Raw genomic sequence first — 14,880 nt, 5'->3', positions numbered from 1 at the left:
TTATGCACGCCTATGCTACGGAAGACGTAGGGAATAGCCAACCGGTGAAATCGGGTACACTGCGACCAAACCAAGGTATAGCGAGGCCTGCCGCGGGGTTGCCTACTTCCGGCTGAGCCACGCCAGCCGCCAGTCGCCGCCGCCCAGGTCGGTCCGGCCCAGCACGCGCGTCAGCCAGGGCAGCAGGTCGTTCAGCGTGTCTTCCAGCGTCCACGGCGGGTTGACCAGGACCATTCCGGTGCCGTTGAGGCGGTTGGTGGACTCGTCCACCGGCATGACGGTCATTTCTGCCACCAGCACGTCGCCCAGGCCCGCCGTCGCCAGTTCGCCCTGGAACGCCGGAACCGCGCCTCCCCCCTTCACGGGATACCAAAGCCCGTAGATTCCGGTCGGCCATTTGCGGAAGGCCGCCGTCAGGGCGCGAACCATGGCGGGAAACTCGTCGGGCTGTTCGAAGGGCGGGTCCATGAGCACCAGTCCGCGCCGCTCCTTGGGTGGCACGTTGGCCTTCAGCGCGGTGTATCCGTCCAGTTCCAGCACCTTCGACTGGCCGTCGCGGGCGAAGACGCCCTTGAGAACGGAGGCGTCCTCCGGATGCAGTTCCGACGCCACCAGGCGATCGCCGGGCCGCATGAAATGGCGGGCGATGCGCGGGCTGCCGGGATAGCGGGAGGGTGGGGTTCCCCCGCCCAGCGCGCGGACGGCGTTCAGATAGGGGCGCAGGGCCTCCGGCGGGTCGGGCTCGGCCAGGATGCGGCCAATGCCGTCGCGCCATTCCCCGGTGCGTTGCGCTTCGTCCGCCGTCAGGTCGTATTCGCCGAGTCCCGCGTGGGTGTCGAGCACGAAGAAGGGCTTGTCCTTGCGCGTCAGGTATTCCACCACCAGCGCCAGCAGGGCGTGCTTGAAGACATCGGCAAAGTTGCCAGCGTGGTAGATATGTCTGTAGTTCATGCCTGATCCGCTATTCCTGCAATGCACCGCCGTCGCCCGGGCCGGGAGCATAGCGCGCCGGCCGTTCGCCGCGCCAGTGGGCGGTTGTGCGGCGCGTCATGCGGGAGTGCGCTGCATGAACTTTCCGCTATGCGGGAAGAAAAGGCGCGCGCACTATCCGGCGCGGCGGGTCCGATCGGCGGCCCGCTTTTTCTTGGAGGATTTCATGGCGCGCTTTGTCCGCTCCGCGACGATCGTGCTGACGCTCGCTTTCCTGTCCGCCTGTGCCGCCTCGCCCGAGGACACCGGCGCCACCGCCGGCTCCGGCAACGGCCTGTCCACCGGCATCTCCGCTGACGCCGGCGGTTCCACCGGCGCCTATGCGCCGGGGTCGGCCGCCGAGTTCCAGGCCACCGTGGGCGACCGCGTGTACTTCGGCCTCGACCGCCATGACCTGTCGGCCGAGTCCCAGGCCCTGCTGGCCCGCCAGGCCCAGTGGCTGAAGACGTGGCCCGACCGCCGCCTGCTCATCGAGGGCCATGCCGACGAACGCGGCACCCGCGAGTACAACCTGGCGCTGGGCGAGCGCCGGGCCACCTCCGTCCGTGACTTCCTGGCCGCCCAGGGCATCCCGTCGGCGCGCCTGACCACGGTGTCCTTCGGCAAGGAGCGTCCCACCTGCGTCGAGGCCGGCGAAGCCTGCTGGTCGCAGAACCGCCGGGGCGTCTCGGTCGTCGAGTAACGCCGGCCCGGGCACAGCCCACGGCTCGCTCGTTTCCTCCGGTCGGTGGTGATACCATGGTGGTAGAGCCGAACCGGCCGGAGGACGCGCCATGACACACTACCGCCTTACCCCGCTGAAGGGCGCCGGCTGGCACCGCCTGGGGCTGCTGGCCGCCATCGCGTTCGCCCCGATCACCGTCATGCTGTGGACCACCGACGCCTTCGGCGGCGGCGAGATCGGGGTGCAGTCGGCCCTCATCTTCTATGGCTGCGCGCTCGTGCTGGTGGCGCTTCTGTCCTTCGGGCTCGGCTGGGTCTTCAAGGGCTTTGCCGTGCGCACCCATGCCGAGGGCGAGGAGGACGAGCGGGAGCGGCCGCACCGCCCCGCTCCCGCGGCGCACGCCGCGCCGACTGGCAAGAAGGCCGCCGCCCATCACTGATAATCGGTGACGGCGGGCTGGACAGCGGCGCCGCCGCTCCCCATAAACACCGCCGCCGCCGGTCTCTTGCCGGTGGTCCGCGTCCGGCGACCGTCCGGAGCGGTTCCCTCCCGAAGGGCGTTCCGTCCTCATGCTTTATCTCTCCCTCATCGGCGGCCTGGTGCTGCTGCTGGTTGGCGGTGACGTGCTGGTGCGCGGCGCCGTGGCCGTGGCGCGCAAGGCCGGTGTCTCTCCGCTCGTGATCGGCCTGACGCTGGTAGGCTTCGGCACCTCGCTTCCCGAACTGGTGACCAGCCTCCAGGCGGCCATGATCGGCTCCCCCGCCATCGCCGTCGGCAACGTGGTGGGCTCGAACATCGCCAACATCCTGCTCATCCTCGGCGCCTCGGCCCTGGTGGTTCCGGTGGTCTGCGCCATCCCCGGCGTCAAGCGCGACCTGCTGGTGATGACGCTGGCGACCGCCGCCGCCGTCGGGCTGGTGATGCTGGGCGCCGTGCCGCGCTGGGCCGGCGTGGTGCTGATTCTGGCGCTGCTGGGCTACACCGGCCTCGCGCTGGTGCTCGATCGCCGCGAGTCCGCCACCAGGGCCATGCGCGAGGGCGAGGTGGACGCCGCCGAGCACCTGCCGCCCGCCAGGCTGGGCGTGGTCGGCGGCATCGTGCTGACCGTGCTGGGCATCGCCGGCGTCATCCTGGGCGCCCGCCTTCTGGTGGGCGCAGCGGTGGACCTGGCGCAGGCCGCCGGCATCTCGGAAGCCGTCATCGGCGTGACGCTGGTGGCCGTCGGCACCTCGCTGCCCGAACTGGCGACCTCCATGGTCGCGGCCGTCCGTCGTCAGGGCGACGTGGCGGTGGGCAACGTGGTGGGCTCCAACGTCTTCAACATCCTGGGCATCCTGGGCGTGACGGCCGCCGTCTCTCCCATCGCGGTGCCCGAGGAAATCGCCAGCCGCGACATCTGGGTGATGATGGCCGCGACCCTGGCCCTGCTGGCCGTCGCGCTGGTCGGAAAGCGTATTCTCAACCGCATGGGTGGTCTGCTGTTCCTGGCCGCATATGCCGCTTACACCGCGTGGCTGATCCTGGCATGATGGCGTCCGCAGCTTCTTCTGTCGCAGCTTCTTCCGGAGTTTGGGTTCCCATGCGTTCCCCCATCGTGGCCGCCCTGGCCGCCGCCGCCGCCTGCGGCCTTCTCATCGGCGGCGAGACCACCGCCTTCGCCTGGGCCGTCGACCTGGTCCTCATGGAGCGCCTGGGCCTGAGCCGCGAGGCCGCCGTCATCGGCGGTTTCGTCGGCATCGGCATCGGGCTTGCCGCCAGCCTGTGGGTGGCGGTGAAGGTCTACCGCGCCGAGCTGGCGCTGGCCGCCGCCGCCCTGATCCCGCCGCCACCCCCGGCCGCGCCGGAGGCTTGACGCCGCAACGGGTCGGCATGGCACGGTCGTTCCTTGTGACGCATCCGGACGTCAAAGCGTCCGGATGCGCGTTCATGCGCCACGCAGGCTCACGCGCCTGACCGGCGCGCGGGGTTGCAGTCACGACCCTATGTCGCCCGCTCCGGCTCCGCAGGGCGGGACCGGGCTCAGGTAGTCGACGCGGAAGAGGAGCCCGAGACACATGACCGACCCGCTTCCCAAGGTTCTCGTCACCGGCGGCGCCCAGGGCATCGGCCGGGGCGTCTGCGAACGGCTGCTGGACGACGGCTGGCACGTCGTCATGCTGGACGCCGACGCCGCGGCGCTGGAAACCATGGCCGAGCGCTTGGCCGGGCGGGGGACGCTGACGGCCATTCCCTGCGACGTGGCCGACGAGGCCCAGGTGGCCGCGGCGGTGGCGCAGGCCAAGAGCCTGACCGGGCCGCTCAAGGGGCTGGTGAACAACGCGGGCATCATGCACCGCCAGCCGGTGACCGAGCTTTCGCTGGCGGACTGGCGGCGGGTGATCGACACCAACCTGACCGGCGCCTTCCTCTTCGCCAAGCACGCCGCGCCGGTCATGACGGCCGACGGCGGCGGGGCCGTCGTCAACATGGCATCCACCCGCGCCCACATGAGCGAGCCCGACACGGAAAGCTACGCCGCCTCCAAGGGTGGGCTGGTGGCGCTGACGCACGCGCTGGCGATCAGCCTGGGACCGGACGTGCGGGTGAACGCGGAGTCTCCGGGGTGGATCGATGTCAGCGCCTGGCGCGCCGATCCCGACGCCGCGCCCGAGGACCTGACGGCGGAAGACCACGCCCAGCACCCGGCGGGCCGGGTGGGGCGGCCCGAGGACGTGGCGGAGCTGGTCGCCTATCTGCTGGAGGACCGCAGCGGCTTCGTCACCGGCTCTGAATTCGTGATCGACGGCGGCATGACGCGAAAGATGATCTACGCCGAGTGAGCCGCCGCGTCGGGACGTCAGCGCGCCTCCACCAGTTTCAGGAACCCCATCATCAACTCGTTGAAGCGCTCCGGCCGCTCCAGGCCGATCTGGTGGGCCGTGCCGGTGAAGGTCTCCAGCCGCGCCCTGGGGACGGCGTCGCGGATCATCGCCTGCAATTCGGGCGGCGTGCTGGTGTCCTGGTCGGCGGAGAGAATGAGCGTGGGTACGGAAATCTCACCCAGCCGCGCCGTCAGGTTCAGGTCGCGGATGGCCGCCGCGCAGCCCGCATATGCCTCGGGCGGCGTGCGGCGGATCATGGCGGCGCACAGGCGCACCGTCTCCGGGTCGCCGTCGTGGGTGGGCGGCGTGAACCAGCGTTGCAGGGTGGGCTCCACCAGCTGTTCGACGCCGTCGCCCTCCACCGAGGCAATGCGGTCGTCCCACACCTTGCGGCGTTCCTCGTTCATCTCGCTGGCGGTGGCGGCAAGAAGCAGGCTTTTCACGCGGCCCGCGTGGTTCAGCGCCATGGTCTGGGCGATCATGCCGCCGATGGACAGGCCGACGACGTGCGCCGCCTGCACGTCCAGCGCATCCAGGATGGCCGCCATGTCGTCGGCCAGTGTCTCCATGGTGTAGGGCGGGGGCGTGGCGCGGCTTTTGCCGTGGCCGCGGATGTCCGGGGCGATGACCCGGAAGTGCTCCGTCAGCGCCGGGATTTGCGGCCGCCAGGCCTCGTGGTCGGCGGACAGGCTGTGGATCAGCAACACCGGCGGCGCGTCGGGCTTGCCGGCGGTCTCGACGAAGAAGGTGGTGCCGTTGGCCTCGATGTGCATGGACGCTCCTTCCGCTTGGTGGTGTGTCGGCTGCCTTCAGGATGCCGACACACGGCCAACGCGGGAAGGGGCGTTACCGCTTGCCGAGCGTCCGCACGGCCGCATCCAGCCAGGGCACCAGGTCGTCGGTGATGTGGTGGCAGTGGCTGAGGTCGTGGCTCTGCTTGAACCACGGCGCGTCCTTCGGGCGCACCCAGACGGTCGTCATGCCGATCTCGGCGGCGGGCTTGAGATTCGCCGCGCTGTCCTCGAAGAAGGCCGACTCGGCGGCGGTGACACCGAAGCGGTCGATCATCGCCTGATAGGTCTCGGGCTGGGGCTTGGGGATGTAGTTGGCCGCGGCGATGTCGAAGATGCCGTCGAAGTGATGCGCCAGCTTCAGCGCCGCCAGGACGTCCTCGGCGTGCTTCTCGCTGCCGTTGGTGAAGATCAGCTTGCGGCCGGGCAGGGCGGTCAGCGCCGCGTCCAGCTCCGCGCGCGGCTCCAGCACCGAATGGTCGATGTCGTGGACGTAGGCCAGGAACTCGTCGGGCTCCATGCCGTGGTTGAGCATGAGGCCGCGCAAGGTGGTGCCGTACTCGTGATAGTACTGCTTCTGAATCTCGAAGGCGCGGTGCGGGTCGACGCCCAGGAATTCGGAGATGAACGCCTTCATCCGCTGGTCCACCTGGGAGAACAGGTTGGACGTGGCCGGATAGAGCGTGTTGTCCAGGTCGAAGATCCAGTCCTGGATACGCTCAAGGCCGGGCAGGTGCGGGCTGTCGGGGGTCTCGGCGCGGTCCAGCGGGGTCTGCGACACGGGGACGTCCTTCTCAGATGGATACGGCAGGTCTCACATGGGCCGGCGGTGTGGCGGCCGCAACCGGTTGAGGAGCGAGGGGAGGTCGGACCTCCCCTCGCGCTCTCCGTCCTTAATCATTCCAGACGGCCGTGCCGGCACCGTGGGGGGTGAAGATTTCCAGCAGGATGGCGTGCGGGACGCGGCCGTCGATGATGACGGCGCCGTCCACGCCCTGTTCCACGGCGGTCAGGCAGGTCTCCACCTTGGGGATCATGCCGCCCTTGATGGTGCCCTCGGCGATGTGCTTGCGGGCTTCCGTGACGGTCATGTCGGGGATCAGCACGCCTTCCTTGTCCAGCACGCCCGTGATGTCGGTCAGCATGAGCAGGCGATAGGCGCCCGTCGCCGCGGCGATGGCGCCGGCGGCGGTGTCGGCGTTGATGTTGAAGGTTTCGCCGTTGGGGCCGATGCCGATGGGGGCGATGACCGGGATCACGTCGGACTCGCGGAACATGTCCAGCAGGTGCGGCGTGATCTCCGTCGGCTCGCCCACGTAGCCCAGGTCCAGAACACGCTCGATGTTGCTGTCGGGGTCCTTCTTGGTGCGGCGCAGCTTGCGGGCGCGGATTAGGTTGCCGTCCTTGCCCGACATGCCGATGGCGAAGCCGCCCGCCCGGTTGATGGCGGTGACGATCTCCTTGTTGATGGAGCCCGACAGGACCATTTCCACGATGTCGACAGTCGCCTGGTCGGTGACGCGCAGGCCGTCGACGAAGTCCGATTCGATCTTCAGGCGGTCGAGCATGCGGCCGATCTGCGGCCCGCCGCCGTGCACGATCACCGGATTGATGCCCACCTGCTTGAGCAGCACGATGTCGTTGGCGAACTGCTCCGCCAGCGCCGCGTCGCCCATGGCATGGCCGCCGTACTTGATGACGACGGTCGCGCCCGCGTGCTCGCGCATGAAGGGCAGGGCTTCGGACAGGGTCCGGGCCTTGCGCATCCAGACGTCGCGCTCTTCCGGCGGCAGCGGGGTCTTCTTCGGCGGGGTCATGGTCGGGCGGTCTCCTGCGGAACGTCTTGGATGCGCATGAACGAATCGGGCGCGATCCTAGAGCAATTCCGCGGGAGAACGAATACCGTTTTCAGGGCCGGCGGGGGCGGGTGGCTGGCGGTTGTGCGGCGAGGCCACCAAGACACGAAGGACACCAAGACGGTGTGCCGGCCGATCCGGTCCGCTCCGTCTCGGCTACCGTGCATGGCTTTGAGAGACAAATGCTGCGCCCGAAGGGCGCGATCCTCTCTCTCGCCGTTGCCGATGATGCAGGGTGCCACCGTCGGCATGGTCTCTTGGTGTACTTCGTGTCTTGGTGGCTATAACCGCACCCTGCCGGGCCCCGCCTCACTCCGGCAGCGCCAGCGCGCCCAGTTCCGCCCGTAACTCCGCGATGCCGTCGCCCTTGGCCGACGACGTCGGGATCACCACCGGGTGGGCGGCGACGTGCTTGGCGAGCGCGGCTTGCGTTTCCGCCACGCACTTGTCCGCCTGGCTGCCCTTCAGCTTGTCGATCTTGGTCAGCACCACCTGATAGTTCACGGCGGCCTGGTCCAGCATCTTCATGACGTCGTGGTCGCTGTCCTTCAGGCCGTGGCGGCTGTCGACCAGCACCATGACGCGGCGAAGCTGCGCCCGGCCCTGGAGGTAGGCCATGGTGATGGCCGTCCAGGCCTTGACCTTCTCCTTCGGCGCCTTGGCGAAGCCGTAGCCGGGCAGGTCGGCGATCATCAGCCGGTCGCCCAGGTTGAAGAAGTTCAATTCCTGGGTGCGGCCGGGCGTGTCGGAGGTGCGCGCCAGCTTGTTGCGGTTGGTCAGTGCGTTGATAAGGCTGGACTTGCCGACGTTCGACCGTCCGGCAAAGCAGACCTCGGGCAGCGGGTCCTCGGGAATCTGCACGAGCGCGGCGGCGCCCAGCACGAAGGTGGCTTCCTTGGCGAAAAGGCGCCGCCCGGCTTCCAGCCAGGCGGCGCGCTCTTCGGCACTCATGGTCTCGCCGGTGAAGGCGGGTTCCTTCTGTCGGGTCATGCGGCTCCGGCGCGTCTCATGATGATCCACTGCTGGGCAATGGACAGGGTGTTGTTCCAGGCCCAGTACAGCACCAGACCGGCGGGGAAATGGGCCAGCAGGAAGGTGAACACGATGGGCAGCATGTTCATGATCTTGGCCTGCATGGGGTCCGGCGGGGCCGGGTTCAGTTTCTGTTGCAGGAACATGGTGATGCCCATGATGAGCGGCAACACGCCGATCATCAGGAATTCCGGCGGCGTGAAGGGCAGCAGCCCGAACAGGTTGAAGATGGACGTCGGGTCCGGCGCCGACAGGTCGTTGATCCAGCCGTAGAAGGGCGCGTGGCGCATCTCCAGCGTCACGAACAGCACCTTATAGAGCGCGAAGAACACCGGAATCTGCACCACGATGGGCAGGCAGCCGGAAACCGGGTTGGCCTTCTCGCGCTTGTACAGCGCCATCATTTCCTGGTTCAGGCGGGTGCGGTCGTCGCCGAAGCGCTCCTGCAGCTCCTTCATCTTGGGCTGCAGCTTCTTCATCTTGCTCATGGCCTTGTACGACTTGTTCGCCAGCGGGAACATGGCAAGCTTGATGAAGACCGTGAAGACCAGGATGGCAACGCCGAAGTTGCCGACCAGACCGTGAAGCCAGTTCAGCACGTAGAAGAACGGCTTGGTCAGGAAGTAGAACCAGCCGAAGTCCACGGCCAGATCGAAGTTCGGGATGTTGTACTGCTCGGCGTACTGGTCGAGCAGTTTCACTTCCTTGGCGCCGGCGAAAAAGTTGTTGGTGACCGAGGCACTCTGGCCGGCGGCGATGGTCATGCCGGGCTCCAGGTAGTCCACCTGATAGCGGTCGGACGGACCGGCGCTGGCCGGGCGGTGGGCGAAGCGGGCCTTGGTCTCCAGGCCCGGATCGAAGGCCAGCGCCGTCAGCCAGTATTTGTCGGTGATGCCGATCCAGCCGCCGGTGGTGGTCTGCTCGATGGTGCCGTCGTCGGCCAGGTCGTCGTAGTCGACTTCCTTCAGGGTCTCGTTGAAGACGCCCAGCGGGCCCTCGTGCAGGATGTAGAAGCCGGCGGTCTGCGGCGTGCCGACGCGCGCGATCAGGCCGTAGGGATACAGCGTGACCGGCTGGTCGGTGGTGTTGGTCACCGTCTGCTCGACCCTGAACATGAACTTGTCATTGATGCTGATGACGCGCTGGAACTCGATGCCCTGCGGGTTCTGCCAGGTCAGCGTCACCGGATTTCCGGGGCTGAGCGTCTGCGCGTCGGTCGTCCACACCGTGTCGCTGCCCGGCACGTCGATGCCCGTGCCGCCCGCGACCCAGCCGAATTCGGCGTAGTAGGGGTTGGGCGAGCCGGCCGGGGACAGCAGGTCGATGAGCGGGCTGCTCTCGTCCGGCTCCACGTGGTATTCGCGCAAGGTCAGGTCGTCGATGCGCGCGCCGACCAGGTTCATGGAGCCCTTCAGCGCCGGTGTGTCGATGCGCACGCGCTGGTTGGACTGCGCCAGGGCGGCGTCGCGGCTGGAGGGCGCCGTCATGCCAGGCGCGGCACCCGGCGCCTGCGGCGCGGCGCCCGGAGCGGGCACGTCGGCGCCCGGCGTCGGCACGTCACCGGACTGACCGGGGGCCTGCGTCTGGGTCTGCTGCGCCTGCTCGACGGGTGGCTGGTCCGGCTTCGGCCAGAGGAATTCGAACCCCAGCAAGATCACCAAGGAGGCGACGATGGCTAGGATCAGGTTGCGCTGTTCAGACATGGGTTCGTCTTCCGCTCGACCGAAACATCAGCTCTTTCAGAACTCTCAGGAGTGGGTGTGGCCGCAACCACAGCCATGACCGGCCTTCTTGGTGCCGGTGTCATTGCCGGAGGCGGGCGGCACGGGATCGTATCCGCCTTCCATCCACGGGTTGCAGCGCAGGACGCGGCGTGCCGCCATCCAGGCCCCCTTCAGGGCGCCGTGGCGGGCCAGGGCGTCCATGGCGTAGTGGGAACAGGTGGGTTCGAACTTGCACGACGGCGGCAGCAGGGGAGAGACGAAGAGCTGGTAGCCCCTCACCAGTCCACGCAGGACGCTGCTCGCGATGCTCATGGTCCGTCGACCTTCGTTCCGTTGCCGCCGCGGCCGCGCACGGCCCCCAGTCGTTTAAGCGCCCAGCGCAGATCATGCAACATCTGATCGAACGGCAAAGAAACCGTAGCCTCCGCCCGGCCGATCAGGACGTAGTCATAAGCGGGGTCGGCCCAGGCGGGCAGTCCCTGGTCGGCCACCTCGCGCAGGCGGCGGCGGGCGCGGTTGCGGGTGACGGCCTTGCCCACCTTCTTGCTGGTGGTGAAACCCACGCGCGGCATGTCGGGCGTGGCGCCGGTGCGGTCCGGTGCCGCGTCGTCGCGGGGCAGGTCGTCGCGCGGGGCCATCTGGATGATGAACCCGGGCGTGACCCATTTCTTCCGCGTGTTGGCCACACGCAGAAAGTCCCGCCGCGCCTTCAGGCGCGGGGGACGCTTCCGTCGTTGGTGCGTGTGCGCGTCGTCCGCCCCCATGCCGGGGCCCCGCGCGACCGCTTTACGCGCTAAGGCGCTTGCGGCCCTTGGAGCGGCGGTTCGCCAGGACGCGGCGGCCACCCACGGTGGCGCTGCGGCTGCGGAAGCCATGGCGGCGCTTGCGGACGAGGCGGCTCGGCTGGTACGTGCGCTTCACGGTAACTCTCCATCTGCGGGCGGCGCGCGCCGTCCGGCGGGCGGGCGCCTGAAATGTCTTCAGGTCTCGACAGGGATCGCGCGGCGGCGACGGGTGTTCGAGGAAAGCGGCGATATACCCTCAGGCACGGGGGCAAGTCAACCACGGACCGCGCGATCGTGCATGATTTTCGCCGTCACGGCCGCCCGTCGCTCACGCGGACGTTAATTGAGGGCGGCGCCGCGCAATGCTACCTCGGGAAGCATGAGCCCGCATCCTTGCAAGAAAGGCGGTTCCCGCATGGCGTCCCGATCCGAGACCATGGAAACAGAGCGTCCCGCCCGCGCCCGGCTGTGGAAGCTGGGCCTTCTGGCCGCCTTCGTGGCGGCGCTGGTGGGGCTGTGGGCGTCGGGCGCGACGGACGTCCTGTCGTTCGAGACCCTGCGCCAGCACCGGATCGCCCTGCAGGAATGGGTCGCCGCAAACTACCTGCTGGCCGTCCTCGCCTTCATGGCGGTCTATGCCCTGGGGGTGGCCTTCTCGGTGCCGGGCGCGGTGTGGATGTCCATCGCCGGCGGGTTCCTGTTCGGCACCTGGCTGGGGTCCGTCTACATCATCATCGGGGCGACCATCGGCGCTGTCGCCATCTTTCTGCTGGCGAGCACGGTTTTTCGCGACGCCTGGCGCGCCAAGGCCGGCCGCGCCGTCGCCCGTATGGAAAAAGGCTTTCGGCGCAATGCCTTCAGCTATCTTCTGGTGTTGCGGCTGGTACCTGTCTTCCCGTTCTGGCTGGTGAACCTGGTGCCGGCGCTGCTGGGCGTGAAGCTCTCCACCTACACGGTGGCGACAGCCATCGGCATCATTCCCGGCGCCCTGGTCTACGCCAGTGTCGGCAACGGCCTGGACGCCGTTTTCGCCCGTGGCGGCACGCCGGACCTGAGCATCATCTGGAGCCCCGAAATTCTCGGCCCGCTGCTGGGCCTGGCGGCGCTCGCCCTGGTGCCCGTCGCCTGGCGGGCCTGGAAGGAAAGGAAGGCCGATGCGCGCGATGACGCCTGAAACCCTCACCCCCGACCTCTGCGTCGTCGGCGCCGGCTCGGGCGGGTTGTCGGTGGCCGCCGGGGCGGTGCAGATGGGCGCGTCGGTGGTGCTGGTGGAAAAGGGCCGCATGGGGGGCGACTGCCTCAACTATGGCTGCGTGCCGTCCAAGGCCCTGCTGGCCGCCGCCCACGCCGCCGCCGATGCCCGCGCCATGGGGCGGTTCGGCGTCTCTGCCGCGGGCGGGGTGGCGGTGGATTTCGCCGCCGTCATGGGGCATGTGCGCGACGTCATCGCCGGCATCGCCCCGCACGACAGCCAGGAGCGGTTCGAGGCGCTGGGCTGCACGGTCCTGCGCGAGTCGGCGCGGTTCGTCGATGCCCGCACGCTGGAGGCGGGCGGGGTGCGCATCCGTCCCCGCCGGGTGGTGCTGGCGACCGGATCGCGCCCCCGCCTGCCGGACCTGCCGGGGCTGGCCGAGGCGGAGCCGCTGACCAACGAGACAGTCTTCGACCTGCGCGAGGCGCCGGAGCGGCTGCTGATCCTGGGCGGCGGGCCCATCGGCACGGAGATGGCGTCGGCGTTCCTGGGACTCGGCGTGCCGGTGGCGTTGGCGACCAGGGGGGAAATCCTGCCCAAGGACGACCCGGAACTGCGCGCCGTCGTCCGCCATCGCCTGCGCGCCGACGGGCTGGTGCTGTATGAGAACGCCGACATCACCGAGGTCGCGCGCGCCGACGACGGCGGCCCCGTCCTCTGCTTCCGCGACGGCCGCTGGGTGGCGGGCTCGCACCTGCTGGTGGCGGTGGGGCGCGAGCCGGGCATCGGCGGCCTGAACCTGGAGGCAGCGGGCATCGGGCACACGCCCAGGGGCATCACCGTGGACAACCGCCTGCGCACCTCCAACCGGCGCGTCTTCGCCATCGGCGACGTGACCGGCGGGCTTCTGTTCACCCACCGCGCCGGGCATGACGCGGGCATTGTCGTGCGCAACGCCCTGTTCCGCCTGCCCGCCAAGGCGCAGCACCATGCCGTGCCGTGGGTCACCTATTGCGACCCGGAACTGGCCCAGGTGGGGCTGACGGAAGGGGAGGCGCGGGAACGCCACGGCGACTCCATCCGGGTCATCACCGAAGGCTTCGACGGCAACGACCGCGCCCGCGCCGAACGCCGCACGGAAGGGCGGCTCAAGCTGGTCACCGACCGCAAGGGCCGGGTGCTCGGCTGCGGCATCGTCGGCCCGCACGCCGGGGACCTCATCCAGCCGTGGGTGCTGGCGGTCTCCCAGGGTATGAAGGTGGGGCCCATCGCCACCATGATCGCCCCCTACCCCACGCTCGGCGAGATCAGCAAGAAGGCCGCCGGCGGCTTCTACACGCCCAGGCTTTTCAGCGCCGGTACGCGGCGGCTGGTGCGCGCCCTGGCGCGTCTGGGGTAGGGTGGGGAGTGCCGAACAGGACAGACCCCCTTCCATGCCCAAGGACAACGATCGCCCCGACGCCACGCCCACGCCCGCCGGTGCCCCCGGAGCGCCGCGCCGCCGCGCGCCCCTGCACCGCGGCCTGCCGCTGCGGCTGCTTCTGTTGACGGTGCTGTTCGTCATGCTGGCCGAGGTGCTGATCTTCGTGCCCTCGGTCGCCCGCTACCGGGTCGAGTACCTGAAGGAGCACCTGGAGCAGGCGCACCTCGCCCTGCTGGCCCTGGAGGCCACGCCCGACGGCATGGTCGACGAGTACTTGCAAAAGCGCCTGCTCGACCATGCGGGGGCGTTGGGCATGACCGCGTGGCGGCCGGAGCGCACGACGCTCATGCTGGGGGTGGAGCCCGAGGACCTGGACGCGCGCTTCGACCTGCGCGGGGCGGGCTTCCTGGAGCTGCTGAGGGATGGCCTCGCCGCCATGGCGCGCACCGACGACCGCATGATCGGGGTGATGGGCGTCAGCCCCAAGGACGCCGACGTGCGCATCGACGTGGTCCTGCGCGAGGCCCCCATGCGCCAACAGATGTTCGCCTACGGCGAGCGCATCTTCTATCTGTCGCTGATCATATCCCTGTTCACCGCCGGGCTGGTGTACCTGAGCCTGCACCTTCTGCTGGTGCGGCCGCTGCTGCGCATGGCCGACAACATGGCCGACTTCCGCGCCGCGCCCGAGGACCCCGATCGCACGCTGCGCCCGAGTCGCCGCCACGACGAGGTGGGCATGGTGGAACGCTCGCTGGCCGAGATGCAGACGGACCTGCGCCGCGCGCTGATGCAGCAGGCGCGGCTGGCGGCGGTGGGCACGGCGGTGTCCAAGATCAGCCACGACCTCAAGGGCGTTCTGTCGGCCGCGCTTCTGGAAAGCGACCGGCTGGAGGCCTCGGCCGCCGACCCGGAGGTCAAGCATGTGACCGCAGGCATCGCGCGCGCCCTGGACCGGGCGGTGGAGCTATGCACCCGCACCCTGCGCTTCGCCAAGGAAGGCCCGCCCGAGGTGCGGCCGGCGCGCGTCGACCTGCCGGCCCTGATCGAGGACAGCGCGGCAACGGCGCCGGGTGTGGCGGTCTCGGTCGCCATGCCCGAGGGGCTTGCTGTGCGGGCCGATCCGGGACAGCTGTCGCGCGTGTTCGACAACCTGCTGCGCAACGCCGCCGAGGCCGGTGCGACGACGGTCACGGTCTCGGCCTGGGCGCGCGGCGACCGGGCGGAGGTGGAGGTGGCCGACGACGGTCCCGGCCTGCCCGCCAAGGCGCGCGAAAACCTGTTCCAGCCCTTTTCCGGCTCGGCCCGGGCCGGCGGGACGGGGCTGGGCCTGCCGCTCTCGCGCGAGATCCTGCGGGCGCTGGGCGGCGATCTGACGCTGGCGCGCACAGGCGGCGAGGGGACGGTCTTCCGCCTGTCCCTGCCGTTGCCGAGGGGGTAGGACATCTCCGGGAGGCGCTCAGCGGTGCGCGTGGGCCCCGGCTTTCGCTGGGACGGCGGGGGATTTTCGACAGACAAAACAGTCGTCTAGTTATTCGGCTTTCCGGCGACGGCAGGAATTC

Annotated in this window: 17 protein-coding genes; 8 read left to right on the top strand and 9 right to left on the bottom strand. The window is 69.3% G+C overall.

The genetic code is table 11. The annotated features are described in order from the left end of the window. Positions 1–102: 102 nt before the first annotated feature. A complete protein-coding gene (locus tag LG334_RS18935; RefSeq protein ID WP_404380438.1) occupies positions 103–951 on the bottom strand; it encodes a 23S rRNA (adenine(2030)-N(6))-methyltransferase RlmJ in 849 nt (282 codons plus the stop codon). 205 nt (positions 952–1,156) lie between these two features. Between LG334_RS18935 and pal the strand changes: the two genes are divergently transcribed. The 5 genes from pal (at position 1,157) to LG334_RS18910 (ending at position 4,473) form a co-directional block, all read left to right on the top strand. Continuing rightward, positions 1,157–1,672: a peptidoglycan-associated lipoprotein Pal gene (pal, locus tag LG334_RS18930; RefSeq protein WP_404380436.1), complete on the top strand. Its 516-nt coding sequence runs from the start codon at positions 1,157–1,159 to the stop codon at positions 1,670–1,672. 91 nt (positions 1,673–1,763) lie between these two features. Beyond that, positions 1,764–2,093: a hypothetical protein gene (locus LG334_RS18925; RefSeq protein ID WP_404380434.1), complete on the top strand. Its 330-nt coding sequence runs from the start codon at positions 1,764–1,766 to the stop codon at positions 2,091–2,093. 130 nt (positions 2,094–2,223) lie between these two features. Further along, positions 2,224–3,183, top strand: coding sequence for a calcium/sodium antiporter (locus LG334_RS18920; RefSeq protein ID WP_404380432.1), 960 nt, complete (start codon positions 2,224–2,226; stop codon positions 3,181–3,183). Positions 3,184–3,233: 50 nt separating this feature from the next. Next, positions 3,234–3,506 (top strand): hypothetical protein, encoded by a 273-nt coding sequence (locus tag LG334_RS18915; RefSeq protein WP_404380430.1) that lies wholly within the window; start codon positions 3,234–3,236, stop codon positions 3,504–3,506. A gap of 202 nt (positions 3,507–3,708) precedes the next feature. Further along, positions 3,709–4,473 carry an SDR family oxidoreductase gene (locus LG334_RS18910; protein WP_404380428.1) on the top strand — a complete coding sequence of 255 codons (765 nt, stop codon included), beginning with the start codon at positions 3,709–3,711 and terminating at the stop codon, positions 4,471–4,473. Positions 4,474–4,490: 17 nt separating this feature from the next. Here the strand turns inward: LG334_RS18910 and pcaD are convergent, their stop codons facing one another. The 8 genes from pcaD to rpmH form a co-directional block, all read right to left on the bottom strand. After that, positions 4,491–5,288, bottom strand: coding sequence for a 3-oxoadipate enol-lactonase (pcaD, locus tag LG334_RS18905; RefSeq protein WP_404380426.1), 798 nt, complete (start codon positions 5,286–5,288; stop codon positions 4,491–4,493). Between the two features lie 73 nt (positions 5,289–5,361). After that, positions 5,362–6,087, bottom strand: coding sequence for a pyrimidine 5'-nucleotidase (locus tag LG334_RS18900; RefSeq protein ID WP_404380424.1), 726 nt, complete (start codon positions 6,085–6,087; stop codon positions 5,362–5,364). A 112-nt stretch (positions 6,088–6,199) separates the two neighbouring features. After that, a complete protein-coding gene (argB, locus tag LG334_RS18895; RefSeq protein ID WP_404380422.1) occupies positions 6,200–7,123 on the bottom strand; it encodes an acetylglutamate kinase in 924 nt (307 codons plus the stop codon). Positions 7,124–7,471: 348 nt separating this feature from the next. Next, positions 7,472–8,152, bottom strand: coding sequence for a ribosome biogenesis GTP-binding protein YihA/YsxC (gene yihA, locus LG334_RS18890; protein ID WP_404380420.1), 681 nt, complete (start codon positions 8,150–8,152; stop codon positions 7,472–7,474). After that, positions 8,149–9,897 carry a membrane protein insertase YidC gene (gene yidC / locus LG334_RS18885; protein ID WP_404380418.1) on the bottom strand — a complete coding sequence of 583 codons (1,749 nt, stop codon included), beginning with the start codon at positions 9,895–9,897 and terminating at the stop codon, positions 8,149–8,151. Before yidC ends, yihA begins: the two co-directional genes overlap by 4 nt. 45 nt (positions 9,898–9,942) lie before the next feature. Beyond that, positions 9,943–10,230 carry a membrane protein insertion efficiency factor YidD gene (gene yidD / locus LG334_RS18880; RefSeq protein ID WP_404380416.1) on the bottom strand — a complete coding sequence of 96 codons (288 nt, stop codon included), beginning with the start codon at positions 10,228–10,230 and terminating at the stop codon, positions 9,943–9,945. Beyond that, entirely contained in the window at positions 10,227–10,682 is a 456-nt protein-coding gene (gene rnpA, locus LG334_RS18875; protein ID WP_404380414.1) for a ribonuclease P protein component, read from the bottom strand. The genes yidD and rnpA overlap by 4 nt, the downstream gene beginning before the upstream one ends. A 22-nt stretch (positions 10,683–10,704) precedes the next feature. Further along, positions 10,705–10,839, bottom strand: coding sequence for a 50S ribosomal protein L34 (rpmH, locus tag LG334_RS18870; protein WP_009541125.1), 135 nt, complete (start codon positions 10,837–10,839; stop codon positions 10,705–10,707). 279 nt (positions 10,840–11,118) lie between these two features. On the opposite strand from rpmH, the gene LG334_RS18865 reads away from it, so the two are divergent. Genes LG334_RS18865 through LG334_RS18855 form a run of 3 tightly spaced genes read left to right on the top strand, consistent with a single transcriptional unit; the run spans position 11,119 to position 14,759 of the window. Then, positions 11,119–11,877: a TVP38/TMEM64 family protein gene (locus LG334_RS18865; protein WP_404380412.1), complete on the top strand. Its 759-nt coding sequence runs from the start codon at positions 11,119–11,121 to the stop codon at positions 11,875–11,877. After that, the gene (locus tag LG334_RS18860) at positions 11,858–13,294 is read left to right on the top strand and encodes a dihydrolipoyl dehydrogenase family protein (RefSeq protein ID WP_404380410.1); all 1,437 of its coding nucleotides are present in this window, start codon (positions 11,858–11,860) and stop codon (positions 13,292–13,294) included. Before LG334_RS18865 ends, LG334_RS18860 begins: the two co-directional genes overlap by 20 nt. A gap of 34 nt (positions 13,295–13,328) precedes the next feature. Then, on the top strand, positions 13,329–14,759 hold the full coding sequence (locus tag LG334_RS18855) for a sensor histidine kinase (protein WP_404380408.1): 1,431 nt from the start codon (positions 13,329–13,331) through the stop codon (positions 14,757–14,759). Positions 14,760–14,880: the final 121 nt, after the last annotated feature.

Origin of the sequence: Caenispirillum salinarum, assembly GCF_044803115.1 — a bacterium.
In the GTDB taxonomy this organism is placed as follows: Bacteria; Pseudomonadota; Alphaproteobacteria; order Rhodospirillales; family Rhodospirillaceae; genus Caenispirillum; species Caenispirillum salinarum_A.
This window is presented reverse-complemented; position numbering and strand designations above follow the sequence as displayed.

Bases quoted from the DNA above. Each gene is read 5' to 3' on its own strand.
- LG334_RS18935 (WP_404380438.1), bottom strand. From the start codon at position 951: ATGAACTACAGACATATCTACCACGCTGGCAACTTTGCCGATGTCTTC.
- pal (WP_404380436.1), top strand. From the start codon at position 1,157: ATGGCGCGCTTTGTCCGCTCCGCGACGATCGTGCTGACGCTCGCTTTC.
- LG334_RS18925 (WP_404380434.1), top strand. From the start codon at position 1,764: ATGACACACTACCGCCTTACCCCGCTGAAGGGCGCCGGCTGGCACCGC.
- LG334_RS18920 (WP_404380432.1), top strand. From the start codon at position 2,224: ATGCTTTATCTCTCCCTCATCGGCGGCCTGGTGCTGCTGCTGGTTGGC.
- LG334_RS18915 (WP_404380430.1), top strand. From the start codon at position 3,234: ATGCGTTCCCCCATCGTGGCCGCCCTGGCCGCCGCCGCCGCCTGCGGC.
- LG334_RS18910 (WP_404380428.1), top strand. From the start codon at position 3,709: ATGACCGACCCGCTTCCCAAGGTTCTCGTCACCGGCGGCGCCCAGGGC.
- pcaD (WP_404380426.1), bottom strand. From the start codon at position 5,288: ATGCACATCGAGGCCAACGGCACCACCTTCTTCGTCGAGACCGCCGGC.
- argB (WP_404380422.1), bottom strand. From the start codon at position 7,123: ATGACCCCGCCGAAGAAGACCCCGCTGCCGCCGGAAGAGCGCGACGTC.
- yihA (WP_404380420.1), bottom strand. From the start codon at position 8,152: ATGACCCGACAGAAGGAACCCGCCTTCACCGGCGAGACCATGAGTGCC.
- yidC (WP_404380418.1), bottom strand. From the start codon at position 9,897: ATGTCTGAACAGCGCAACCTGATCCTAGCCATCGTCGCCTCCTTGGTG.
- yidD (WP_404380416.1), bottom strand. From the start codon at position 10,230: ATGAGCATCGCGAGCAGCGTCCTGCGTGGACTGGTGAGGGGCTACCAG.
- rnpA (WP_404380414.1), bottom strand. From the start codon at position 10,682: ATGGGGGCGGACGACGCGCACACGCACCAACGACGGAAGCGTCCCCCG.
- LG334_RS18865 (WP_404380412.1), top strand. From the start codon at position 11,119: ATGGCGTCCCGATCCGAGACCATGGAAACAGAGCGTCCCGCCCGCGCC.
- LG334_RS18860 (WP_404380410.1), top strand. From the start codon at position 11,858: ATGCGCGCGATGACGCCTGAAACCCTCACCCCCGACCTCTGCGTCGTC.
- LG334_RS18855 (WP_404380408.1), top strand. From the start codon at position 13,329: ATGCCCAAGGACAACGATCGCCCCGACGCCACGCCCACGCCCGCCGGT.